This window comes from Virgibacillus natechei, from assembly GCF_026013645.1.
GTDB classification, from domain to species: domain Bacteria; phylum Bacillota; class Bacilli; order Bacillales; family Amphibacillaceae; genus Virgibacillus_L; species Virgibacillus_L natechei.
The window spans coordinates 539,175-562,936 of the sequence record NZ_CP110224.1 but is presented as its reverse complement, the minus strand read 5'-3'; the positions used below and the strand labels follow the sequence as shown (position 1 = coordinate 562,936).

25 protein-coding genes and 1 riboswitch are annotated in these 23,762 nt (G+C 36.5%); of the genes, 15 read left to right on the top strand and 10 right to left on the bottom strand.

Translation table 11 applies throughout. The features are described 5' to 3' along the window. Positions 1–49: 49 nt before the first annotated feature. Positions 50–153, top strand: a riboswitch (TPP riboswitch). Positions 154–272: 119 nt separating this feature from the next. Beyond that, complete coding sequence (locus tag OLD84_RS03235) at positions 273–863, top strand: YkoF family thiamine/hydroxymethylpyrimidine-binding protein (protein ID WP_209461691.1); 591 nt, start codon at positions 273–275, stop codon at positions 861–863. 143 nt (positions 864–1,006) lie between these two features. Here the strand turns inward: OLD84_RS03235 and OLD84_RS03230 are convergent, their stop codons facing one another. Both OLD84_RS03230 and OLD84_RS03225 read right to left on the bottom strand, forming a co-directional pair. Next, a complete protein-coding gene (locus OLD84_RS03230; protein ID WP_209461690.1) occupies positions 1,007–2,170 on the bottom strand; it encodes a M20 metallopeptidase family protein in 1,164 nt (387 codons plus the stop codon). A 9-nt stretch (positions 2,171–2,179) separates the two neighbouring features. Next, the gene (locus tag OLD84_RS03225; RefSeq protein WP_209461689.1) at positions 2,180–3,577 is read right to left on the bottom strand and encodes a YfcC family protein; all 1,398 of its coding nucleotides are present in this window, start codon (positions 3,575–3,577) and stop codon (positions 2,180–2,182) included. 392 nt (positions 3,578–3,969) lie between these two features. On the opposite strand from OLD84_RS03225, the gene OLD84_RS03220 reads away from it, so the two are divergent. The 5 genes from OLD84_RS03220 (at position 3,970) to OLD84_RS03200 (ending at position 6,196) form a co-directional block, all read left to right on the top strand. Further along, a complete protein-coding gene (locus OLD84_RS03220; protein ID WP_209461688.1) occupies positions 3,970–4,185 on the top strand; it encodes a spore coat protein in 216 nt (71 codons plus the stop codon). Positions 4,186–4,325: 140 nt separating this feature from the next. After that, the gene (locus OLD84_RS03215) at positions 4,326–4,919 is read left to right on the top strand and encodes a spore coat protein (protein WP_209461687.1); all 594 of its coding nucleotides are present in this window, start codon (positions 4,326–4,328) and stop codon (positions 4,917–4,919) included. Between the two features lie 85 nt (positions 4,920–5,004). Next, positions 5,005–5,442 carry a spore coat protein gene (locus OLD84_RS03210; RefSeq protein ID WP_209461686.1) on the top strand — a complete coding sequence of 146 codons (438 nt, stop codon included), beginning with the start codon at positions 5,005–5,007 and terminating at the stop codon, positions 5,440–5,442. A 135-nt stretch (positions 5,443–5,577) separates the two neighbouring features. Then, complete coding sequence (locus OLD84_RS03205; RefSeq protein WP_209461685.1) at positions 5,578–5,967, top strand: DUF2642 domain-containing protein; 390 nt, start codon at positions 5,578–5,580, stop codon at positions 5,965–5,967. 16 nt (positions 5,968–5,983) lie between these two features. Beyond that, the gene (locus OLD84_RS03200; RefSeq protein WP_209461684.1) at positions 5,984–6,196 is read left to right on the top strand and encodes a hypothetical protein; all 213 of its coding nucleotides are present in this window, start codon (positions 5,984–5,986) and stop codon (positions 6,194–6,196) included. Positions 6,197–6,427: 231 nt separating this feature from the next. On the opposite strand, the gene OLD84_RS03195 is transcribed toward OLD84_RS03200, so the two are convergent. Then, the gene (locus tag OLD84_RS03195; protein ID WP_209461683.1) at positions 6,428–7,369 is read right to left on the bottom strand and encodes a Gfo/Idh/MocA family protein; all 942 of its coding nucleotides are present in this window, start codon (positions 7,367–7,369) and stop codon (positions 6,428–6,430) included. Between the two features lie 146 nt (positions 7,370–7,515). Between OLD84_RS03195 and OLD84_RS03190 the strand changes: the two genes are divergently transcribed. The 4 genes from OLD84_RS03190 to OLD84_RS03175 all read left to right on the top strand — a co-directional run bounded on the left by OLD84_RS03190 (position 7,516) and on the right by OLD84_RS03175 (position 11,541). Next, positions 7,516–8,439 carry a glycosyltransferase gene (locus OLD84_RS03190; RefSeq protein ID WP_209461682.1) on the top strand — a complete coding sequence of 308 codons (924 nt, stop codon included), beginning with the start codon at positions 7,516–7,518 and terminating at the stop codon, positions 8,437–8,439. 13 nt (positions 8,440–8,452) lie between these two features. Beyond that, positions 8,453–9,133, top strand: coding sequence for an acyltransferase (locus OLD84_RS03185; protein WP_209461681.1), 681 nt, complete (start codon positions 8,453–8,455; stop codon positions 9,131–9,133). Positions 9,134–9,268: 135 nt separating this feature from the next. Continuing rightward, entirely contained in the window at positions 9,269–10,492 is a 1,224-nt protein-coding gene (locus OLD84_RS03180) for a glycosyltransferase (RefSeq protein ID WP_209461680.1), read from the top strand. Further along, positions 10,435–11,541: a glycosyltransferase family 4 protein gene (locus OLD84_RS03175; RefSeq protein ID WP_264917271.1), complete on the top strand. Its 1,107-nt coding sequence runs from the start codon at positions 10,435–10,437 to the stop codon at positions 11,539–11,541. The genes OLD84_RS03180 and OLD84_RS03175 overlap by 58 nt, the downstream gene beginning before the upstream one ends. Positions 11,542–11,691: 150 nt before the next feature. Here OLD84_RS03175 and wecB read toward each other — a convergent pair whose 3' ends face one another. After that, entirely contained in the window at positions 11,692–12,774 is a 1,083-nt protein-coding gene (gene wecB / locus OLD84_RS03170) for a non-hydrolyzing UDP-N-acetylglucosamine 2-epimerase (RefSeq protein WP_209461679.1), read from the bottom strand. A gap of 193 nt (positions 12,775–12,967) precedes the next feature. On the opposite strand from wecB, the gene OLD84_RS03165 reads away from it, so the two are divergent. From OLD84_RS03165 to OLD84_RS03155, 3 genes are all read left to right on the top strand, one after another. Beyond that, entirely contained in the window at positions 12,968–14,194 is a 1,227-nt protein-coding gene (locus OLD84_RS03165; RefSeq protein ID WP_209461678.1) for a glycosyltransferase, read from the top strand. A gap of 224 nt (positions 14,195–14,418) precedes the next feature. After that, the gene (locus OLD84_RS03160; protein ID WP_209461677.1) at positions 14,419–15,717 is read left to right on the top strand and encodes a nucleotide sugar dehydrogenase; all 1,299 of its coding nucleotides are present in this window, start codon (positions 14,419–14,421) and stop codon (positions 15,715–15,717) included. Between the two features lie 18 nt (positions 15,718–15,735). Then, entirely contained in the window at positions 15,736–16,860 is a 1,125-nt protein-coding gene (locus OLD84_RS03155; protein ID WP_209461676.1) for a DegT/DnrJ/EryC1/StrS family aminotransferase, read from the top strand. A 17-nt stretch (positions 16,861–16,877) separates the two neighbouring features. Here OLD84_RS03155 and OLD84_RS03150 read toward each other — a convergent pair whose 3' ends face one another. From OLD84_RS03150 to OLD84_RS03125, 6 genes are all read right to left on the bottom strand, one after another. Beyond that, positions 16,878–18,155, bottom strand: a complete 1,278-nt coding sequence (locus tag OLD84_RS03150; RefSeq protein ID WP_245301446.1) for a glycosyltransferase family 2 protein — start codon at positions 18,153–18,155, stop codon at positions 16,878–16,880. Between the two features lie 602 nt (positions 18,156–18,757). Beyond that, the gene (locus OLD84_RS03145; protein WP_209461675.1) at positions 18,758–18,967 is read right to left on the bottom strand and encodes a hypothetical protein; all 210 of its coding nucleotides are present in this window, start codon (positions 18,965–18,967) and stop codon (positions 18,758–18,760) included. Between the two features lie 110 nt (positions 18,968–19,077). After that, on the bottom strand, positions 19,078–20,304 hold the full coding sequence (locus tag OLD84_RS03140) for a hypothetical protein (protein WP_209461674.1): 1,227 nt from the start codon (positions 20,302–20,304) through the stop codon (positions 19,078–19,080). Between the two features lie 11 nt (positions 20,305–20,315). Beyond that, entirely contained in the window at positions 20,316–21,155 is an 840-nt protein-coding gene (locus OLD84_RS03135; RefSeq protein WP_209461673.1) for a hypothetical protein, read from the bottom strand. Next, entirely contained in the window at positions 21,152–21,841 is a 690-nt protein-coding gene (locus OLD84_RS03130) for an ABC transporter ATP-binding protein (protein WP_209461672.1), read from the bottom strand. The genes OLD84_RS03135 and OLD84_RS03130 overlap by 4 nt, the downstream gene beginning before the upstream one ends. Beyond that, positions 21,834–22,214, bottom strand: a complete 381-nt coding sequence (locus OLD84_RS03125) for a GntR family transcriptional regulator (RefSeq protein WP_209461885.1) — start codon at positions 22,212–22,214, stop codon at positions 21,834–21,836. The genes OLD84_RS03130 and OLD84_RS03125 overlap by 8 nt, the downstream gene beginning before the upstream one ends. Before the next feature lie 237 nt (positions 22,215–22,451). Between OLD84_RS03125 and OLD84_RS03120 the strand changes: the two genes are divergently transcribed. Both OLD84_RS03120 and OLD84_RS03115 read left to right on the top strand, forming a co-directional pair. Next, the gene (locus tag OLD84_RS03120) at positions 22,452–23,213 is read left to right on the top strand and encodes an exodeoxyribonuclease III (protein ID WP_209461671.1); all 762 of its coding nucleotides are present in this window, start codon (positions 22,452–22,454) and stop codon (positions 23,211–23,213) included. Between the two features lie 85 nt (positions 23,214–23,298). Beyond that, positions 23,299–23,688 carry a hypothetical protein gene (locus OLD84_RS03115; RefSeq protein WP_209461670.1) on the top strand — a complete coding sequence of 130 codons (390 nt, stop codon included), beginning with the start codon at positions 23,299–23,301 and terminating at the stop codon, positions 23,686–23,688. Positions 23,689–23,762 lie beyond the last annotated feature (74 nt).

Below are 23,762 nucleotides of genomic sequence, written 5' to 3'. Positions count from 1 at the left end.
AACAATAAAACCATCTATGTTAAAATAGACATATAAACTAAATAAGCAATAGTGGCACTAGGGGAGCTATATATGGCTGAGAAGAACTGCATGGTTCTGACCCTCTTACCCGAACTGGATAATACCAGCGTGGGGAAGTGTAGTCGAACTTTGGGTATAATTAACTTTATATGACAAACCATACAAACCGACTGCATTCCTCTGAGAGTGCAGTTTTTTTATTTCTGATTTTAACTTGGGGCCACGACCATTGCGAAAAAGGAGCGTTTCATATGACGAATCAATCTTGTAACGATAGTAACATTGCAGGAGTTAGCTTTTCGCTTCACCCAATGAGTGACAATTTTATCCAAATTATCGAAGGTGCCTTAAATGAAGTAGACACATCTAAAGTTTGGATGAATACAGACGACGTAACGACCACTGTACGTGGAAAACTTATTCACGTATTTGACGTGACAAAAGCAATCTTCACACATGCAGCAAAAACAGGAGAGCATATTGCATTCCAAGCCACCTATTCATTAGGATGTCCTGGTGATTCTTCAGGAGATGTTTATATGTCAGAAGATGAAAGTCCTGTTAACCGTGATCAGATAAAAAATACCAAACAACCTGTTGCAGCAAAATTTTCACTTTACCCACTAGGTGGTGGAAATTATATGGACATTATCTATGACCAAATTGAAGCAATGAAAGAGCATGTTACTGTCTCATCAGCACATTACTCTACTCACCTCAATGGAGAAGCCATTTCAATATTTAATGGGTTAGAGCAAGTTTTTCAGACAACTGTTGAAGCAGGTTCCAGTCATACGGTTATGACCGTTTCTATCTCAGCAAACAGCCCTAGCCATAAATAAGAACTAACAAATAAGCCAGTCACGAATCGATAAAACACGAGGAGTGACTGGCTTTAAACTTGGAGTATCTTGTAAAGGAAGGGATGTGGTCATAATACAATACCGCCTTTTCTCTTTGACAAGTAACTATTAGCTATATCTACTTACTCCATCACAATACTTAAAAACATCTTTCCAATATTAATCATTGCTCGTTCATCTACATTAAACCTTGGGTGATGATGCGGATACGTAGCGTCAATCTCCGAGTTTCTGCCACCTACTGTGAAATATACACCTGGTATTTCCTTTTGATAGAATGCGAAATCCTCACTTCCCATCATTGGATCAATGCGATTCAAATTTTCTTCACCAACTAGTACAGCGGCTTTTTCTTGCACATTTTTTGCTGTTACAGGATCGTTCCAAATCGATGGGCAATCTTTTACATACTCGTATTCAACCGTAGCACCAGCCGCTTCACAGGTGGATTTCACAATTTGTTCCATAGCTTTTTCTATAATAGCCCGAGAATCCTCATCAAACGTACGTACTGTCCCTTTAATGACTGCAGTGTCAGGAATAACATTGGTCGCATCACCACTAATAAAAGAACCGACTGTCACAGCGGCAGAACGCTGTGGGCTCACCCTTCGACTAACAATTTGCTGCAGGTTCACAACTAATTGACTGCCTGTTACTAACGGGTCCACCGTCTGATGCGGTTCAGAGCCATGTCCACCCTTTCCATGAATTTTAATAAAGAAGTCATCCTGTGCTGTGGAGTTATACCCTTCTTTCACCTTAACTGTGCCAAATTCTTCTGAAGCCATGACATGCGCACCATAGATAACATCAACACCATCCAGACATCCATCCTCGATCATCAACTTTGCTCCACCAGGTGTTGCTTCTTCGCCAAATTGATGGATGAACACGACTGTCCCTGGAATTTCCGCTTTCACTCCCGTTAAAACTTTTGCTACACCAAGCAGGGTTGCCGTATGCACATCGTGACCACAAGCATGCATAACTCCAGGAATCCGTGACTTATACGCTAGATCATTCTCTTCCTGAATAGGGAGCGCATCAAAGTCTGCACGTAAGGCTATCGTTTTGCCAGGCTTCCCACCTTTTAGCGTTCCGACTACACCTCTTTCACCTACTCCCGTTCTCACTTCTACTCCTAAATTCTTTAAATAAGCAGCAATTTTTTCTGGCGTATTTACTTCCTGATGTGAAAGTTCTGGATACATGTGAAGATCTCTCCGAAATTCCACTAATTCAGGATATATTTCCTGTAATTTACTATATAAATGTTCCAACATATTCTCCTCCTACCAAATGAACATATGAACAACAGTTACAAATATTGCTCCCAACACATACCAAATTACAATTAATGGCCAAACCCATTTCACCCACTTAACCCATGATATTTTAGCAAGGGCTAACGCAGCCATCAGAACACCAGCCGTTGGTGTTAAGATATTGGAAATACCATCACCAAATTGGAAGGCTAATACAGCTGTCTGCCTGTCAACACCTACCAAATCTCCAAGTGGAGCCATAATTGGCATACTAAGCGCAGCCTGCCCACTTCCAGAAGGTACTACAAAGTTTAATAGGCTTTGGGTCACGAGCATCCCCATAGCTGTTAATCCTGTCGGCAATCCGGAAACTAGTGAAGATATTCCGTATAAAATGGTGTCGATGGTATTTGTGTCTTCCAGTACAACTAAAATCCCATAAGCAAAACCAACTACAAGAGCTCCTAAGACCAGTTCTTCGCACCCTTTCAGAAATGATGTCGCAATTTCATTCACTCTCATTTTAGCGATAAGCCCGATGACAATACCCATTAAGAAAAATAATCCTGCAATTTCTCTCATATACCAGCCTTCGATGGTAACACCTAGTGCCAGACCAATTATCGTTAAAATCAAAACACCAATAATGGCCCCCTGTCTCTTTGTCATAGCGGCTTGATCAGCTAAACTTTGTTTGACGTCTCTTCGCTGATCCTCTTCATAAACCATACTTTTTAAAGGATCTTTTTTAACTTTTCTTGCATACCTCATAACATACAAAATACTTACAGATAGAAAAACAACAAAAAAAACAGCCCTGATTCCCATCCCTGAAAAGGTTGGTAAACCAGCAATTCCTTGTGCTACTCCTACTGTAAATGGGTTCATAAACGCTGCCGTAAAACCGGCATATACACCGATAAGCACCATCGCCGTTCCTACCATGGAATCAAAACCAACCATCATAGCGATTGGTATCAATATGATGATAAAAGGAATGGTTTCTTCAGCCATACCAAAAGTTGCTCCGCCTATCGCGAAGGCTGTCATCGTTATCGGAATTAAAAACAATTCCTTCCCAGCCAACTTCCTCGATAAGGAACCAAACGCACTCGTTAAAGCATTGGTTGCATTCATAATTCCGAATGCCCCACCAACAATAAAGATGAAGAAAATAATTTCTGCACCTTCAACCATCCCCGCATGAATGGATTGAAATATCTCAAAAAAACCAATCGGTTCAGATTCTACTTCACCATATGTACCGTCAACGACCGTTTCCACGCCATCTTCGGTTGTCTCTCTTTCGTATTCTCCTGCTGGTATAAAATAAGTAAAAACGGATGCAATCAAAATAATACAAAATAAAATAACAAATACGTGAGGAAATTCAATTTTTTTCTTAGATGTGTCTTCTTTATTCATCGTTGTAATCTTCCTCCTTATCTCTAAACTAACCTTTTTCTTCAAGGTTATTCGAAAACGTTTAACACGGAAATATTATATCTAAACCACTACCGTAAAGCAATTACCTTTTGTAAAAAGTGTTTGCAGAGGTTGTTCAAAAAGTCCGGTAAAAATGACACGCACTTGCATGCAATTTCAGATCTAACTTCCTGAATCCCTGCCACTTAACAACCTTGTGGTCTATTTGAAGTGCCAGGTGCTAATTTTCTAAAGCTTATAACCAATATTCCTATTAAATGAGAATATATCAAATACCCAAATCTTGTAATTTTCATAGACAACAACACAATCAAATTATGTTACGCACCATAATATAAAATAAATAGTTGAAGAAGGCAGGTGAAATAAATATGGACGATTCATCTAAACAGAAGGCAGTCCCAGAAAAGGTAGTGCAACTAATGGTTGATGATATATTTAGAAAGAATGGTGTTAAACCTGAACAAGTTAAAAAAAATATCTCAGATGAACAGAAACAAATGCTTAAAGAGATGGTCGACGATTTAAAAACACAGGTTGAACAATTCAGTGAAAAACAGAAAAATACGAATCAATCAAGTGAATAAAGGTCTATTAAAGAAAACACCTATCTAATAGGTGTTTTCTTTATTTTTGGAAAAAGTAGCGATTCTAGTTAATGTGTACAGTCTTATAATAGTTAAATCCATAGATTATTGTATAACGAAAGAAAGGAGTGTTCATTAATATGGCGTCATATAAACCATCCAAAACTAATTATCCCAATAGATACCTTACCCTTTACTATGAAGGACAGAAGGAATGTTGTCATGATTTTAAAGTAAGAGACTGCAATAAATGCAGTACAGACTGCGAAACGTGCAAGAAACAGCACCATCATGATCACGATCATGCCAGTCCGTCTAGTAGACCATTGAATCAATATGAAACATTTACTAGTAACCAAGACGCAACAGTTGTTCAAGAAGCAGATCAATATTCTTTTATGGAGCAAGAGTCCGCTGAAATGATTTGGGTAAAAGAATCTTGCAACATCAAAGTCGATACAACAGACACACAAGTTGGAGTCTCCCTTCAAGCAGGTTTACAGTTGGCTATCACGTTAGTTATTAATCTTACAGTTGCTGATTCTAACCAGGGGGAAGCTGTATCACAAGAGCTCGTAGAGTATTTTAATGCGGAACAAGTAAATAAGCAGAAAATTTTCATCTATAACTCCAAAGATATTAATATATCGACGACAGACACCGACTTAGCAGTCAATGTTCAAGCTCTTCTGCAATTACTAATCGCATTGGTAGTTATGATTGATGTTTTATAAAAGAAAACTTCATTCCGTGGGGGATTGGTTCTCCCCCACTACCCGTTAAAAATGCGGTAAATAAAAATGAAAGAGGTGACTAGATTTGAGTAATACTACAAAATGGCGTGCTTTAGACCACTGCGATGATGTTAGAAATGTACAAAGTGATGCGGCTGCCATTCAAGATGGAGGACAGTCCGTATCGGAGCAGCAAATATCAAATGAATGGATTATTATCAAGGATTCCGAGGGAGTCGATGTTACAAGTACGGATACACAAGCAGCTGTTTCCTTACAAGTTGGTATTCAAGCAGCTATCGAAGCTATCATTAATATTAGCATCGGTAGTGGTGATGAATCCGAGGGGGTCACTCAAGACCTTAGACAAATTGCCAGAACAAGACAAGTAAATCATCAAAAAACAATTATAGAACAATCACAGAATGTTGAGATCAGCACAGTGAATACGGACGTAATCGTTAATATCCAATTATTAATCCAGGTTCTCGTTGCAATTGTTGTTAGCCTAGACATTCTTTAAAGAGAAGGGAATTCAGGAAATGTAATAAGATGAGATATATTTTCTATTCGTATATCTCATCTCACATTTTAACGTTAGCTCTTACCTGATTATCCCAGTCTCTATGAAAATAATATAATGAAAGGAAGTATGAAATTGGCAAATCTAACAAACGCCCAAAGGAATAATTTACTAAATTTGGTTAACCAATTATCCCAAAATATGACAAATGATACTAGTGGACTAAGTAAAAATTTTTCTATTGATTTACCAGGATTTAGCGCCGATGGAGGGTTAAATTTAGATTTTGGTTCAAGGGAAGAGGAAACAGACGTACCAGACGTACCAGACGTACCTGGTTCTCCCACAACTATGAGAGACGTTTTGTTAAATTTAGTAAATGAACAAGTAGAAGTTACGACCCCTTTTGGTGGCGTAACAGGCACATTGATTGCCGTAAGAAACGATTATATCGCATTGGTTGAAGCAACTGGAGCACAGACACTAGTCCGTATGGAAAACATTGAACTAGTCAATGAATTGTAAGGGAGGAGGAATTTAGATGTTTGAAGAAACTTTCGCTGCCGAATTAGCCAATCGTGTTGGTTCATTGGTTGAAGTAGCTACCGATAATAATTTGATAGAAGGAATCCTCTCAACTGTCACACCAGAGTTGGTTCTAGTTATTGAGGTAAATAACGGTTATGGGGATAATGTTAAACTCTATATATCCCTAGATGCTATTAACTTTATGAATTTCCCTGTAGCAGCATAAACACAACTGTATAGCTAGAAGAAGCAATCGCTTAATAATACCTTGGTTCAATGAGCCAAGGTATTTTATATTTTATAGACATTTAAGCTAAACAACTAAAAACCCCCAACTATAAAGTTAACCTTTATTCAGTGGAGGTTTTGCCATCCGTTAAACTGCGATAAAAATTAGATGAAAAAAATGACTTTAATAAATAAATTTCATTTTCCGACATACAAATAACTAAAGCAACTATATTTTATGATTGATGATGGACTCGGTAATCTTATTGGTAATTATCAGTGCCTTTTTCCCATCTTCACCGGAAACGAATGGTTCTGTGTCACAGGTAATACAATTTATGAAATCCAATAACTGAATACGTAATGGTTGTATCGAATCGTCGATCTGAATTGTTTGGGTTATAGGTACGGGAACTTTACTAGTATCCTCTATAATCGAACGCGTTATTTTAATTTCCCTATTTAAAATATCCGCTTCAAGAAAAGCCTCCTCTGTGAGAATTTGAATGATCCTGACTTTTTTCATTGATTTAAAACTGGCTGTAAGCTGGGCTGTCACCCCTTCGGAATACCTGATAATAGCAGCAGCATGTTTTGGTATATTTTCTACCACATTTCCTAGAGCGTAAAATTCCACTACGTTACCAGGAAGGAGTTGGTTTAAAATATAAAGGTCATGGATCATTAAATCATTTACAACATTAACATTTTTAACCCTTTCTCCAGGAGGACTCATTCTGTGAAAAAGAATCCCAATTATTGTTTCATTTTCTACTATTTTTGTAAGAAATTGAATTAATGGATTAAAAAGTTCAATATGTCCTACTTGAATTTTTATGTCTACTTCGTTAGCCTTTTGGATCAGATCTTCAGCCTGCACGACTGTAGTAGTAATCGGTTTTTCCATCAACATATGGACGTTGTGTTGTATACAGGATAAGCCGATATCATAATGAAATTCAGTAGGTACAGCAATACTGACAGCATCAACTGATTGAAGCAGACTATCGATAGACTGAAACGGTTTTACGTTATATTTTTTCGCAATCTGGTTGCTTTTCTTTTCATCATTATCGTATAGACCTACAAGCTGGCACTGATCCTGCATGGATAAATACGTTCGCACATGGTTTTCTCCCATATTTCCTACTCCGATTACACCGACTTTCATAATATATCTCCTCACTCTATAAAATACTAATTTATTCTATGCGCCAGCTATGAAATGAGGTAGACTACCATACCGAAAAGACAAATTTGGCTTTTGTCCTATTAACGTGACTAAATACTAGACGTCTTGAAAAAGGAGGTAAAAGCATGATTCATGTATTGTTTTTAACGGAAGATACATCAAGGCAGTTAAATAAAAACTTTTATTATTTAGAGCAGGAACTTAGAAACATCGTAAACTTAACGATATGGAGAAAACCCGGTCATATTAACTATATTTTGAAGCAGCTCCCCACTCGACCAGACTTTATTTTGCTGTTAAATGATATCGATCACCAAATGTCCCCCATGATTAAAGGACTTGCCCATACCGATATCCCCACAGGCCTATTTGTGAATGATGTTCATCGTTTTACAAATCTCAGAAGAAACTACATAAAAAAAAATAAAATTTCTCATGTGTTCACGGTTGTACGAGACAAATTCTTAGAGACGTATCCGGAATTCGAAAATAAAATGGAATGGTTTCCTCATTTTGTTAATACAGAATTGTATAAGGACTATGAGTTAAAAAAGAGCAACAATTTATTAATGATGGGAGCCGTTAATGACTACTATCCATTGAGGCAAAAGATATTGAGTTTCTATAAAGGTGATGATAATTTCGTCTATCACAACCACCCTGGCTACCGGGACTTTAGTGAAAAAGAAGAAAGTGAAAATTTTATTGGTCACGCGTATGCTAAGGAAATCAACCGGGCCAAACTTTTCTTTACCTGCCCTTCCGTTCTACATTATCCTGTCATAAAATATTTTGAAGTCCTTGCTTGCAGAACACTCCTTTTAGCTCCAACCTTCTGCGAATTGGAAGACCTTGGTTTTATTCCAGGCATTCATTTTGTACCGATAGACGAATCCAATTTTAAAAAGCAGGCTGCTTACTTTCTAGAGAATGAAAAAGAACGACAACAAATTGTTGACCAAGGTTATAACTTTATCCGCCAAAGGCATTCCGTTAAACAACGGACAGAGAAGCTGGTTAAAAGAATAGAAACCATAATTCATAAGTAAAGGAGTTTTTTACATGTCTAAGATTCCTGAAAGTACACAACTAGGAAAGCAAATTGTTATTGAGGATGATGTAACCATCGGGGAAAATGTTGTTATAGGGCATAACACTATCATTTTAAAAGGTACCCAAATTAAAGATAATGTCACAATTGGTTGTAATTGTGTCCTTGGAGTCCAGCCAGGCAACAGCCAAAGGATGCGAAAAATTTCTAAAGGTAATACGCAGCTAGTTGTCCAATCTGGTACACAAATAGGGCATTTAGTCTCCATCTATTCTGGTACGCTGATTGGAGAAAATGTGTTTATCGGAGATCACGCAAGTATAAGGGAGAATGTTTCAGTTGCTGAAGAATCGGTAGTTGGAAGAGCAGCGATTATTGAATTGAATACGACGATAGGAAGAAATTGCACCATTCAAACGCTCGCATACGTAACAGGGGATACGACATTAGAGGAGAATGTATTTATCGGCCCTTGCGTTTCAATGTCAAATGATAAATACATGGGAGCCCAATCTTATTCCCTAAATGGGCCGCATATTAAAAAGGGGGCTAAAATTGGAAATAATGCCTCACTTCTGCCAGGTGTTATTGTCGGCATGAATAGTATAGTAGGTGCCGGAGCAGTTGTCACAAAAAATGTGGAAGATAACATAACAGCTACAGGGGTTCCGGCAAAGAAAATTAATTTTTGATATTCACAGCTATTATCACGATGACTTCCTTGTAAAAAAATAGAATGATATTTCTACATTGAACTTGCGAGGAGTGAATAAAACAAACAATAAATATATTATCCTATATACACGGCCAAGAAAGGGAGAATAATTATGTCGAAAAAGATTTGCATGGTTGTTGCTTATCATCCGTTTATGGATGCAAGAATTTTTAAGAAGGAAGCAAAAAGCTTACAAAAAAAGGGGTACTCCGTCACGATGATTGTTCCAAGAAAAAATGGAAATTTATTCGACATTGATGGTAGCCCTTTTAAGAAGCAGTTCAGAAATAAGGTTTTCACTCATGAGGGAATTAAATTTGTCACTTATAATTCCGAGAGTAGCAAACGACAGTTGAATAAAGTCTTAAGTGATGAATCTGTTTGGGAAAGTCAGGGATTTACTAATCCTTTAACACAACTTGCTATCAAGGAAAATGCAGATATATATCATACGCATGAATATCTTTCTCTTTTTGCTGGAGTTGGTATAAAACGATTAATGAAAAAAGTAAAAGGAAAGGAAGTAAAGTTAATATACGATAGCCATGAATTAACACCTGATCCACTACACCCTCGGTATTCCGAGGAAAAAAGAAAGCTATTGAAACAAAAACTTCTTACAATGCTTAAAGAAGTTGATTATGTCATTACGGTTTCAGATTCGATTAAATCATGGTATTTATCTCACTTACCAAAATTACCTGTGGAAGTGATCTATAACTCCCCTCCACTTGCTAAAGACTATCTAGTTAAAGATTATAGTTCGAATGGGTTAATTATTGGTTACGAAGGAAACATTGACGATAAAAAAGGAAGTAAAGAAAAAATATTTGGCATCTCTGAAATATGCTCAAAGAAGATAGACTTCCAATTCAAAATTATTGGAGGAAGTCGATATGGAGATTCGGTTTTAACACCAGAGCATCTTCGTAGTAATATAAATTTAATTAAATGGGTCGATTATCATTCCATTCCAAAGTATTTGAAGGATGTTGATATTGGCTGGATTGATTTAGAGGATGTAGAATACTCTCTTAATCGCACATATTCATTGCCAAATAAGTTTTTTAGTTATCTTAATAATGGTATACCAGTCGTAGTGAATAAATGCCATGAAATGGAAGGTTTCATACGTACACATCAATGTGGTTACGTTGTTGACAAAACGAATGCAACATCTCAAGATTTCGCAGATGCTTTACTTTCTCTTCATGATAATAAAAATAAATTAAAAGAAATGAGCAAAAATGGGCGTAAGGTAATGGAAAATTTATATTCGTGGGAAAAGATGGAAGAACGATTGTTTACTATTTATCAACAACTTCAAACCAATTAAACGAATGCATGAGCGAGGATCATGTTAAAGAAAGGGTGGAACAGTTGCGCATATTGCATATTCCTGAAGGTGGATTACCAATGATTAATTTATGTCGTGCTCTACGTTCGAAGGGCATTACTGCAACTGCATGTCATTTTTATGCCAATCGTTACAATTTTGAATCCGACGTTTGTTTGAATTTACAAGAAACACCAAAACATTTACGGGATGATGAAATTAGAAAGTACTTGAATAAGGCAATAAAGGAATACGATATCTTTCACTTTCATTTCGGGGGAACTTTTTTTCCAGACAAAAGTGATTTAGAGATACTGAAAAGAGCTGGAAAGAAAATGGTTGTTCATCATCGTGGGTCTGAGGCACGTCTATTATCTGCTGCGAAAAGTCATAATCGTTTTGTCCGTGTTAAACCCGAATGGACGGAGGAAAAAATCAGAAAAAATTTATCCCATCTCTCTAAGTATATTGATCATGCTATTGTTCTGGATTATGAAATAGAAACTTATATTAAGGAGTATTATGAGAAAACTCATGTTATTCCCCACATCATCGATATTAGTAAACTCCAACCAAACTATCCCAAAGAAAAGACGAAGCCTCTCATTGTTCACGCCCCTACAAAACGTAATTTAAAAGGAACAGAATTTATTTTAGAAGCCGTTGAACAATTACAAAATGACGGAGTTTTGTTTGATTTTAAATTAATTGAAGGTTTGGATCATCAAAAGACGATGGAACTGTTATCAGAAGCTGATATTGTTATTGACCAGTTAAGAATTGGTTCAGCCGGTTATCTCAGTACAGAAGCAATGGCATTAGGGAAACCAGTTATATGCTATATAAGAGAGGATCTTGTAGATAAATATCCAGCGGGGTTTCCTGTTGTGAACGCAAACCCGGATACGATTCTTACTGTCTTAGAAGATTTAATTAATAACCCTAATCGATGGAAGGATCTAGGCGTTAAGGGAAGAGCCTATGTCAAACAGCATCATAATGCTGCAAAAGTAGTTAACCAGTATATTGACGTTTATAAAAATTTATAGATATGGCAGGAAAATAAAAGACACTAATACAAATAGACCAAGGTTTCTTTCCCTGTTTTCCATTTTACCTAAATAAAAGAGGTGAGCTCTTACTCACCTCTTTTACTATGAGAAAATCCAGCTTTACGTATTCAAATTAAATAATTAAAGCTATTTATTTTCAAACTCCCTCATCAAGATTTCAACTATTTTCTGTGAGGTTCTACCATCTCCAAAAAGCGTTGGATATTCCTTAGGGATTTGTAGTGCCTTTACAGTATCTACTATTTGCTGCGTGTCAGAACCTGCTAGGTGATTCCAACCAGACTGCACCGTTTCTTCCCACTCTGTTTCATCCCTAATGGTAATACAAGGAACCTGAAGCATATAAGCCTCCTTCTGTACACCTCCAGAGTCGGTTAAGATCACATTGGCATTGGAAGCAATCGTTAACATATCAAAATAGTTTAAAGGTTCTACTAATTTAATTGGAGGATACGAAATACTATTCATTAGTCTAAATTGTTTTATTTTACTTTTGGTTCTGGGATGTATCGGAATAACTACCTCCATTTCTAATTGTTGCAGAGCTTCAAGAATCGATTTTAAACGTTGGGGATCATCTGTATTTTCGGCCCGGTGAATGGTTGCCAAATAATACCTATTTTCTACAAGCGATAAGTCCTGCAGGATAGAAGATTGTTGCACAGCATAAGGTTTAAAATAAGAAACAGCGTCATACATGATATCTCCCGTTTGATATACCCCTTTATCAATTCCCTCCTTCCTTAAATTTTTAACTGCAGCATCTGAGGGACAAAACAACCAATCAGATAGGTGATCTGTAATAATTCGATTAATCTCCTCAGGCATTTTTTTGTTAAAGCTTCGCAGCCCAGACTCAACATGAGCTATTGGAATATGGAGCTTTGACGCTGCTAGGCTCCCAGCAAGCGTAGAATTTGTATCTCCATAAACTAGTACAATATCTGGATCGACGGAAACCATAACATTCTCCAGTTCCTCTAGCATTTTGGCTGTTTGCTTTCCATGAGATCCAGATCCTACTCCTAAATAATAATCGGGATTTTGGAGATTCAATTGCTTAAAAAAAATGGTGGACATATTATCATCATAATGTTGTCCGGTGTGTACGATAACTTCTTCAATTTCTGAATTTAATTTTAAGGTTTTAGACAACATACCTGTTTTTATAAATTGAGGTCTAGCTCCTACTATTGTTAATATTTTCATTTCTTTGCTTTCACCCTTCCTCAAAAACGATATCTAATTTATGATTCATATATTAGATATCATTTTGAACTATTCATCATTTTTGAACATGATTTCACATAAACACAAATATCATAGAAAGAGTTAGAGGGTGGAAAAAATTATAAATTCCTTATATAACAAGGCTGATGCTGAATAAGATAGGAGGAAAATAATGAATAAAAAAATTTGTTTTTTACTATCGGAACATCCCTTTTTAGATGCGCGCATTTTTAAAAAAGAAGCTAAAAGTTTGTTAAAACAAGGTTATCGGGTAACAATGATAGTACCTAGAAAAGACGGATACCTGTTTGATGTGGATGGTACTATTTTTTATGATAATTATCGATCGACAGAATTTATACATGAGGGAATTAACATCATTACGTATGAACAGATCTATCCTGAAAAAGAGATCAAAAAACTTCATCATAATCTCCGCTCTGGAAATTTCACTCGTTTTTCTGACCCACTAACACAGTTAGGTATCGCACAAAAAGCTGATTTCTATCATGCCCATGAGTTTTATTCGCTCTATTCTGGCATTGGAATTAAACGTGCCCTTTCTTCAAAGGGAAAACACTGCAAATTAATTTATGATAGCCATGAATTAGAACCCGATCCCTTGGTTCATCAACCTCAACGAACCAAAAATATAAAACAGCAGATGCTCGCGTATATGTTAAAAGAATTAGACTATGTCATTACAGTATCGGAATCGATTAAATCATGGTATTTAGATTTAGATCCACAGCTCCCTATAGAAGTAATTCACAATTCTCCTCCATTAGCTTTCGAATATGAATCAATACAGCTGAATAAACAAGAACTTCTTATTGCCTATGAAGGTGTGATGAATCATAAAAGAGGAAATTTTAATAAGTTGATGAACATATTAGATATATGCGATAAAAAATTTGATCTAAAAGTCAAAATTATCGGGGGATCCAAAAAAGATCATAGCCTTTTTATTCCTCCCCACTTAGAAAATAAAGTCTATTTTACCGGATGGGTAAGCTATGACTTGATTCCCGAAGCCATGAAGGACGTTGATTTAGGATGGGTAGATTTAGACGCTGTTCATTCCCTGAATAACCGTTTCGCTATGCCGAATAAGTTCTTTAGTTATTTAAATAATGGCGTTCCTGTTTTAGTAAATCAATGCACAGAAATGGAAAGATTTATTCAAACTTATAAATGCGGATATGTTGTCAATAGGTTACAAGCCACTGCCGAGGATTATTTTCAAGCCCTCCTTTTTCTTCATTCCAACAGAAGTAAAATCCATGAAATGAGTGTAAATGCACGAGATGTAATGGAAACCCAGTTCAGTTGGGAACACATGGAAAAGAGGCTATTTGCTATATATGACCGATTAGGCAAAGACATGGGTAATGCTTAATATGCTCGTAGAGGTGTTCATAAAGTAGATAAATGATAAGCAGCGAATCACTTCGTTGGAGCGAGCATTTACGCGCAGTCCCAAATGTTTTCGGTGTCTTTTTGAAAACATACTTCTAACTATATTCGACAGTATCGTTCATTAGTACAGTCACTTTGAATTTTATCAACATAAATTATAATTAAATACGTCTTAATAAACACAAAAGTGAGGTTGAATTTATAATGATAGATCAAAGCACACCATTACCAAATGTGGCTGTTGTTGGACTAGGCAAAATAGGACTGCCTTTGGCTGCTATTTTCGCGAATAATGGATATAAAGTTTTCGGTGCGGACATAAACAAAGATGTTGTAACTTCCATAAATCAAGGTGAATCCCATGTAAAAAATGAGCCGGGATTAGATCATTTGGTCTTAAATGCTCATAAAAATAAAACATTATCAGCCACTACAGCAACATCAGAAGCTGTTGCCCAATCGAATATAATAGTTGTCATTGTTCCAGTGTTAGTTGATGAACAAAACAATATTGATTACAAAATTATTGATAGAGCTGTTCAAGATATAGCCAAAGGTGTTAAGAAAGGCTCTTTAATAATTTTTGAAACAACACTTCCTCCTGGAGATACAAAAAATAAGTTTGGAGAAAAAATAGAAGATATCTCTGGTTTGACGATGGGGGAAGACTTCTATCTCGCTTATAGCCCCGAAAGAGTCTACTCTAATCAGATTATTCAGGACTTACAAAACTATTCAAAAGTCGTTGGTGGAGTGAACAAGAAAAGCCTTGAATTAGCGTCAAACTTTTATAAAAAAGCACTCGATTGCAAATTAATCGAAGTGAGTTCTTTAGAAACCGCAGAATTCTCAAAGGTTGCAGAGTGCGTGTATCGTGATGTAAATATCGCTCTTGCTAATGAACTTGCACAGTTTGCTGAAGACAAAAGTGTCAATATGTCTGAGGTGATAACAGCTAGTAATAGTCAGCCCTTTTCGCATTTACATTCCCCTGGTATTGGAGTTGGGGGACATTGCATCCCAATCTATCCCTATTTTTTCATAAACAAAGGATTAGATCAAGGATTGACCTCTTTGTCTAGAAAAGTCAATGATAACATGTCAAATTATGCAATCTCAAAAATCAAAAAAAGGATAGGTTCCTTACAGAATAAAAATATTCTTATTTTAGGATTATCCTATCGAGAAAATGTAAAAGAGACTACTAAATCAACCGCCTTGTTGCTAATTGATCAACTTAAGGACAACAGAGCGAACCTATTCGTAAATGACCCATTATTTTCAGATAGCGAAATCGCAAAGTACGGAGCAAATCCTTTATCTTTAAATGATTCTTTTATTTCTGAAATTGATGTCGTTATCCTTCAAGCTTTTCACCAGGAATATAGCCATCTAGACTTCCATAAATTCGCTAGTTGTAAGCTCGTTTTAGATGGTCGAAATAAACTAAATAAAAAAGAAATATCCCAGTTAGGTATTCAATATGAAGGGATAGGAAATTAAAGGAGTTTAAGAATTACAATGTCAAACAACACGTTTAACCAAATACCAATGGTTGATTTAAAAGAAGAATTAACGCTTATAAGAACCCCCATCTTAGAGATGGTAACCGAGGTATTAAATAGTGGGGAATATATATTGGGGGAAAAAGGAGAAAAACTGGAAAAGTTAGTAGCTGAATATGTAGAGGCTTCCTATGGTATTGGGGTAGCAAACGGCACTGACGCCCTACAATTATCTCTAATGGCATTAGATATTGGCCCTGGCGACGACGTGATCACCACACCATTTACCTTTTTTGCCACTGGAGAGACAATTGCGCAAGTAGGCGCTCAACCCATTTTTGTCGATATCGAAGAAGCTAACTATAATATGGACCCCTCTAAAATTGAAGAAGCAATAACACAAAACACAAAAGCTATAATTATAGTCCACTTGAATGGAAAATCTGCTAATATGAAAGAAATAATGGCGATAGCAAACAAGTATAATTTGAGGGTAATAGAAGATGCTTGTCAAGCAATAGGGACAGAATATGATGGGAGTAGAGTTGGAGCAATTGGCGATATTGGCTGCTTCTCCTTCTTTCCGTCGAAAAACCTTGGAGCATTTGGAGATGCTGGTTTAGTCACAACCAATCATAAAGCGCTTTATGAAAAGATTAGTCAACTCCGGAATCATGGGAGTGAGAAGAAATACCAACATTCATCGATTGGTATGAATAGCAGACTTGATGAACTTCAGGCAGCTATTCTACTTGTTAAATTATATTATCTAGACATCTTTTTGCATAAGCGAAAGGAGGTCGCAAGAAGGTACACGGAAAAGCTCAATAATCTCTTAAAAAAGCCACCAATCTCAGAAAATCGAGAACACACTTTTCATCAATACTGTATTGAATTAGATAAAAGAGATGAATTAGTTTCAGAATTAAAAAATAACGGTATTGCCTCGGCTATTTATTATCCCATCCCTCTACATTTGCAGCAGGCCTTCCACTATCTTCATTATAAAAAGGGGGATTTCCCGATTGCGGAAAAAACTGCCGAAAAAATATTGGCACTCCCTATCTCCCCTACGTTATCTTTTCAAAAACAAGACTATATCATTTCAACCGTAAATAAATTTTTGGAGAACAATGGATAAGAAACATCCATTGTTCTCTATTTTAGCGTCTTTAAAAATCCCTTCCAGTTTGATAGATTATTTTTTGTGATACTATCCTTGTGTTCGCGTACATTATAAACAGTAAAATCATGATACCAAAACCGGGAATCTCCTATTAATTGGTTTAACATACTTACGTCTTCATAAATCCTTCCATTTTCAAACGCAATCACGGGGAATCCCCCTGCGCTCTTTAGTGAAGAAGTCCGATAAATCCTCGGCCCTAGAGGGAAACGATAAGATAACAGGTCAGCTCTTCCCTTTATAAGCGTTCCTTTCGCTACCCCTTTAAAGAGAACATCACTCTCCATTTGCTTCCACTTTCTTAGATTGCCATACAACACCGAAATATCTTGAGGAAGTTCCGAAAGATACTTTTTAATAACGGAAATAGCATCGGGATCGAGCCAATCGTCGGCATCAAGTTCCATTACAAATTCACTCGTAACAAGGGGCAATAGCTCGTTTAACGCCCTAGCTTTCCCCCCGTTTTTTTTGTTGAATAGCCTCACTCTTTTTCCATCACTCCAACTTTGAAGTTGCTTATAGGAGTTATCCGTTGAGCCGTCATCCATGATCAGCAACTGTTCCAATTGTTCATTTTGTAAAAGGCAGGAAACAACGGCAGTTTCAACATAAGCTTCCATATTATAAGTTGAAATTAAGACGGCAAGGCTCGGATGGTTCGTGTTGGTTTTCTGCAGCTGGTATTTCTGTATATTTTTTTGTTTTTCTATCGTATTAGTAGAACTATTTTTCCTTGATTGGCTCACAATCCCCTTTTTAAAGCATTTAAGAGAATTGTCTACATTTGAAAGCCAGGCAGGAAGAATCGCTTCCTTGAATGGAAGTTGGAGGTTTGATAAGAAAGGTTGCTTTTTTAGATAAGAAGTACGAACTAGCACAGGTTGGTGAATAATAATGTTCTGATTATGATAGAAGGTTTCTAAAACTGACTTAGGATTGGATAGGCTAAGAGAATCTAAATGGGAAGATGAAAGATAATCTGTATCGTATAGAAAGAGGACATAAGAACTGCTTATTTTATTGATCGTATGATTCAGTGTTGCCCCTAAATCATTACCTTCCGCCATCGTATATTCAATTCGATCAAACCAATCATATTTATCCATCACATCTAAAGGCATTTCCTCTTCCTGCAAAACAATAACCGATTGAATTCTAGAGCTAATTTTATTTAAAGAGGTTAACGCTTTATACAATACGGACTGATTCGTATAATGCACGAGAATAGCAGTTATATCTTTCAACATGAAACCTCCGTTCTTTGAAAGTTGAGTTTGCGTTTATCTTAAGGTCCATACAATTTATCATATGCAAACAATGGTATAAGATAAACAAACACCATACTCATGTATATGAACGATTCATTTTTTTATAAGGGATTTTTCCCTTTATGTCTTATGTATTCCTTTCTCTCAACTTGTCCTTTTATAAAATGAAAAATAGAAAACCAGTGATCAATTGGTTTTCTATAAAGGGTATATTCATGGGTTAAATCTTCTACAAGACTTGTATCGATTTACATTATTCTTATGTAAATAACGTTAAATTGACTCGGCATATCAACTAGTAACACTACCTATTTTTATATCTTCTGTGTCAGTTTGCTCAGTTTTACTAGAAAACTTGGCATTCGCCTTTAGATGAATATCCTTAGTTGTACTGATGCAGTGGGAAAGTTTATACTATCCTATCTGCCTAAAAATAGGCTTTATAGTATTCTTCCTTTAGTGGCTGTATATATATGAGCTGAAGCACAGGATGAAGCGATCTCTCTTGAATGATTTTCAATCCGTCTTATCCCGTGCAATGCCATAACTTTATTAGGGCTATATGCAAGTATGCAGACTCCCTACTTATCACCCTTCATTGTTTGATGCTTTCTTTCACTTTGTGATGCATTCTTCGATTTGAACTTTTTCTTCTCATCCTTTTGTTCTATTTTTAGATCTTCCATCGGGATATCATCTACCAATTCCTGCTCTTTAAACTTATCCAATTTTGTTCTTTCTTCAATACGATCTTTCTGATTTTTTAGTGATTTTTTATCATTCGTACTCATATTTTCACCTCATAGATTGTTTATCCTTTTTATGGTTAAGATAAACATCCCTAATAAATGAAAAATAGGCTGATGAAATGGGCTTGGATAGCTATAACCAGCCACATGAATTACTCGATTAACATATCATCAATGTACAAGACATCCTCTTCTTCTTTCTCGGCTTGTTGGTCTTTCATTTCTACTGCCCCTTCATAAAGAATATCGCCTTCAGTTAAATCAACTACAAAAATAGCTGCATGTGAATCCGTATACTTGTACTTACTTGTTAGATACATGTTATCATTTTTAACTGCCATATGTGGCTCCACTTCAAACGCTGCTGTATCTTCCAACACTTTTTCCGTTTCTATTTCTTTACTATTTAAATCATAGGTTAGAATCTCAACCCCAGTCTCCGTAAGTTTATTAAAATAAATTGTAGAGTCGCTCAGTAATGCTGTATGCAGTGAATCCTGTAACGCTTCCGGTAAATCGAGTTCTTCCTGTTCATTTGTTTCGAGATTGTATGCAATTAACTCTCTTCCTATCTGTTCGAGATTTGAGCTTCCATTTTCATGTTCAACCGTTTCCATATAATCGAAATGGACTAGAACGTATTCATTCTGGTTTATGCCGCCATGTTCGTTGATAATAGTAATATAAGTAACTGTTGCATTGTTTGGTTCCGCATTCGAAACAATCACTTCATTACTTGTTACCTCCTGATTTGCTACATCAAGGTTATATACATGTATTTCCTCTGAGGAAGTATAGCCTGTTTGGGCCACGTGTAAGAAGTTACGCGTAATAATCTTCATTTCTCCATCAATAACCTGAACGTCACCAATACGCATCGTTTGATAATCTTTTGTCTCAGGAAGCTTTATTGTAAAAGCTGTTCGATCTCCTGAACCTTTATCTAAAACCTCAATATCTAAAGTAAAATCGCTTTTCTCTGCATCAGGAGAATTCGTATTTTGATTTACATATACCAATATCGTTTCATTTTCATAAAACGGGGCTAATGAATGTTCGCTTTTACCACGCATGAAACTCGGGTAATCTTCCTGAAGCTGTTTGATAGTATCATCGACATGACTCTCAAGCCCCTCTAAATAGGACTCCTCATTTTGATATTTTGTTCCCTCTGCAGTTACTTGTAGCATATTATGTTTCAATTCATTAATATATTGTGCATCTAAGATAAGATTCTTAACTTCTTCCTCGTTACCACTATGATGCTCAAATACAAATTCTGGATAATTAGTACCTGTTATAGCTGACTCGATATAATAGGAACCAATAGACAGTACAACCACTACCATAATGGTGATTAATTTCCAATAACGCATCATCTTCTTCCCCCTTACACAGTTATTTTTTTATTTAATAGATAACGGCTCATGCATATAGATATTGTAGTAACAAGAATTCCCAAGAAGACTTCAATAATCAGTAATTCAACGGGATACAAATAATTTAGTTGAAAGAAGCCTTGCAATAGAATAGGTAGTAAAAATACAGCTATAGCTACTAGGCTATATACACTCCCTAACAGCACTCCCTTCCACCGAAAGCTTCGTTCAAAAAGAATTGCTGTAAATAAGATAAACACTGCCATAAAGCCAATTCCGTAATTTATAACAAACTGAATGAAGCTTTGAGGAATCAGTAATTGAAACACACCATAAACGGAGTTATTAATAATTTCTCCGACGGCCATATCTATCCGAAAGTCCAATGGCACGGTCCATTTAAGAATCGTACTCTCCACCGGCAATAAGATGAGCTGCAGTGAAACCAATCCTAAGACCATTAAAAATATTGCAGTGGCTTTGGCAAGGAAAACATTCAGACGAGCAGTTGGTAACATCAATAAACGGTAGATGAATGTATTTTTCCCCAACCAATCACGATACCAGATGAAAAAACAATAGAAGAGTAATGCTATAATGCATAATGCAATCGGGCCCACGGACCATATACTTTGGTTTATCTGTACCATACTCAATGGACCCGTTTGCTCCAAAAATTGCTCCATCGGCATTAAATCTTCATAGATTGCCTCATTTGCATCACTTAAGTAACTTCTTGACTTTACGATCACTCCAGTAATTTGTGAAACGATTGTGATCGCAATGAGTACAAGATAAATTTTCATAAAACGAGCCAACTCAAAATTAACCAGTTTCAAATATCGGTTCATGGCTGATACACCTCTCTCATTACATCAACGACGGATTTTCCTTGCGTTTCCCGGACTTCCTCACTGTTGAAGGCTTTTAGAACCTTTCCGTTATCAAGCAATACTACTTTATCAATTAAGTGTTCAATATCATTAATTTCATGTGTCGTAATAATAACCCCACGATCTTCCACTAAATGACTTGCGAACACCTCAGCAATTTGCTCCCTGCTGAAAATATCAATCCCGGAAAACGGTTCGTCCATTAACAGAAAATCAACATCCAGCGCTAATCCAAGCAGCAGATTCACTTTAGCTGTATTCCCTTTTGATAAATCCGAGATCCGCTCCCTTTCCTCTAATTTAAAAAATTTAAGTAATTCTGTTGCGCGTTCCTGGTTCCAGTTATCGTAAAAATCCTGCATAAACTCCATCGCTTCTGATATACGCATTTGCGGCATCATTGTAATGGCATCAGGAATAAAGGTAACTATTTCGTAACTCTGTTTATTTACTTTCTCTTTATTGATTAAAATTTCACCAGAATTGATTGGTGTTAATGCCATAACCGCATTCAAGATCGTTGTCTTACCCACACCGTTAATACCGATGAGACATGTTATTTCTCCTTTATTAGCTGTGAATGAAACGCCATTCAATACTTTTTTTCGGCCAAACTTTTTCGTGATCTCTTTAACCTCAATCATGCTTATCCCCCCCACTTGTGTACTTTTCTCTGATCAAACCTACTATTTCATCGAGTGGAACGTTTATCGAATGGATAGATGCCACGAAAGAATCTACCGCTTCTTCGATGAGTTCTCCTCTAACTGATTCTAGAACTTTTTCATCTTTTGTAATCTTACTAGGTAAATTACCCTCTGTATGAATCAAGCCCTGTTCCTCCATCTCTTTATACGCTCGCTGTGCTGTATTGGGATTTATTTTTAATTTGTTCGCCAATTCTCTTCTTGATGGAATCGCCTCGCCGGGATCTATGGTACCGGTAGCAATCTCTTCTTTAAATTTGCGGACAACCTGCACATAGACAGGATCCCGATTATTAAAATTCATAATTATAGCCCCGTCTCCTATATGTTTTCTCCGGTGTGTGTTAATCTATTAATACACAACCAACAAAAAAATGCATGTATGGACCAATTAACACGTTATCTGAAGTGTATTATACGGTTAATACACCAAGCTGTCAATACGCAAAATGATTATTTTTAAACACTTGATCTGCACGACCCAACTAAGATAATATGCTAAAATGGACAAAGCAACCATCTTAATAAAGGGAGAAACAATTCATTTATGAAACTTGTATCTTGGAATGTAAACGGAATTCGCGCATGTGTAAGAAAAGGGTTTTTAGATTATTTTCATGAAGTAAATGCTGATATCTTCTGTCTTCAGGAAACAAAGTTACAGGAAGGACAAATTGAATTAGACTTAGAAGGCTATCATCAGTATTGGAATTATGCAGTAAGGAAAGGGTATTCGGGTACAGCAGTCTTTACAAAGAAAAAGCCATTATCAGTCAGATACGGCGTGGGAAGTGATAACCACCAAGAAGAAGGGCGTATCATTACACTCGAATTCGATAAATTTTACTTAGTAAATGTGTATACCCCTAATTCCAAGAGAGATCTAACAAGATTAGACGATCGATTAGAATGGGAAAATGAACTATATCGTTATATAAAAAAGCTGGATGCTGAAAAACCGGTTATCTATTGTGGCGATCTTAACGTCGCGCATAATGAAGTTGATTTAAAAAATCATAAGACCAATCATGGGAATTCAGGATTCACTACAGAAGAACGTGGGAAGATGACGCGACTCTTGGAATCCGGCTTTGTCGATAGCCTAAGGTATTTCTACCCAGATACAGAAGGTCTATACTCTTGGTGGTCCTATATGAAAACGATCCGAGAAAGGAATGTCGGATGGAGAATTGATTATTTTATTGTGTCCGAAAGAATGACATACTTATTAAAAGATTCCCAGGTTCATCAACAAGTGATGGGAAGCGATCATTGCCCTGTGATGTTGGAAATGGATCCTCCAGAATAGTACAATCCGTTATTCATCTTCTGTTCATATAGATAAGCTATACTGGTACTATTAGTCAATTTATTAATAAGAAGGAGGATAACACATGAACAACTACAGTAAAATATTACTTCGCTTTTCAGCAGTGTTTGCATTATTAGGAGCTGTTATAGGCTCACATATGGCGGGTGCAGGCGGTCCAGAGTTTCAAACAGTCCATGCGCACATTTTGGTGGTCGGCTGGCTTTCACTGTTTGCCTTTGCTGTTTATTATAAAATTTTCACCCCAGCAAATAAAACGTTAGCAGCCTTACATGTCTACTCAGCAATTATAGGTACCATCGGCTTAACAAGCGGAATGTGGTTATATTATGTTCGCCCGTTTAATTTCGGGGATACCTTTACAACTATCTTCTTTATTGTTGGTGGCACCATACTACTAATAAGCTTCGTATTCTTCTTGCTGTTAACATTTATGAAGACGGAAGAAGATTAGAATATGTAAGCAGTAAATAAATAGTGAGCTGATCTCTTGGATCAGCTCTTTTTCTGTTCAAAGACAATGAAATT

Coding starts and splice junctions, on each gene's coding strand:
- OLD84_RS03225 (WP_209461689.1), bottom strand. CDS start 3,577: ATGAATAAAGAAGACACATCTAAGAAAAAAATTGAATTTCCTCACGTA.
- OLD84_RS03185 (WP_209461681.1), top strand. CDS start 8,453: ATGTCTAAGATTCCTGAAAGTACACAACTAGGAAAGCAAATTGTTATT.
- OLD84_RS03140 (WP_209461674.1), bottom strand. CDS start 20,304: ATGATGCGTTATTGGAAATTAATCACCATTATGGTAGTGGTTGTACTG.
- OLD84_RS03180 (WP_209461680.1), top strand. CDS start 9,269: ATGTCGAAAAAGATTTGCATGGTTGTTGCTTATCATCCGTTTATGGAT.
- OLD84_RS03235 (WP_209461691.1), top strand. CDS start 273: ATGACGAATCAATCTTGTAACGATAGTAACATTGCAGGAGTTAGCTTT.
- OLD84_RS03135 (WP_209461673.1), bottom strand. CDS start 21,155: ATGAACCGATATTTGAAACTGGTTAATTTTGAGTTGGCTCGTTTTATG.
- OLD84_RS03120 (WP_209461671.1), top strand. CDS start 22,452: ATGAAACTTGTATCTTGGAATGTAAACGGAATTCGCGCATGTGTAAGA.
- OLD84_RS03155 (WP_209461676.1), top strand. CDS start 15,736: ATGTCAAACAACACGTTTAACCAAATACCAATGGTTGATTTAAAAGAA.
- OLD84_RS03115 (WP_209461670.1), top strand. CDS start 23,299: ATGAACAACTACAGTAAAATATTACTTCGCTTTTCAGCAGTGTTTGCA.
- OLD84_RS03200 (WP_209461684.1), top strand. CDS start 5,984: ATGTTTGAAGAAACTTTCGCTGCCGAATTAGCCAATCGTGTTGGTTCA.
- OLD84_RS03220 (WP_209461688.1), top strand. CDS start 3,970: ATGGACGATTCATCTAAACAGAAGGCAGTCCCAGAAAAGGTAGTGCAA.
- OLD84_RS03130 (WP_209461672.1), bottom strand. CDS start 21,841: ATGATTGAGGTTAAAGAGATCACGAAAAAGTTTGGCCGAAAAAAAGTA.
- OLD84_RS03230 (WP_209461690.1), bottom strand. CDS start 2,170: ATGTTGGAACATTTATATAGTAAATTACAGGAAATATATCCTGAATTA.
- OLD84_RS03165 (WP_209461678.1), top strand. CDS start 12,968: ATGAATAAAAAAATTTGTTTTTTACTATCGGAACATCCCTTTTTAGAT.
- OLD84_RS03150 (WP_245301446.1), bottom strand. CDS start 18,155: ATGTTGAAAGATATAACTGCTATTCTCGTGCATTATACGAATCAGTCC.
- OLD84_RS03160 (WP_209461677.1), top strand. CDS start 14,419: ATGATAGATCAAAGCACACCATTACCAAATGTGGCTGTTGTTGGACTA.
- OLD84_RS03195 (WP_209461683.1), bottom strand. CDS start 7,369: ATGAAAGTCGGTGTAATCGGAGTAGGAAATATGGGAGAAAACCATGTG.
- OLD84_RS03190 (WP_209461682.1), top strand. CDS start 7,516: ATGATTCATGTATTGTTTTTAACGGAAGATACATCAAGGCAGTTAAAT.
- OLD84_RS03215 (WP_209461687.1), top strand. CDS start 4,326: ATGGCGTCATATAAACCATCCAAAACTAATTATCCCAATAGATACCTT.
- wecB (WP_209461679.1), bottom strand. CDS start 12,774: ATGAAAATATTAACAATAGTAGGAGCTAGACCTCAATTTATAAAAACA.
- OLD84_RS03145 (WP_209461675.1), bottom strand. CDS start 18,967: ATGAGTACGAATGATAAAAAATCACTAAAAAATCAGAAAGATCGTATT.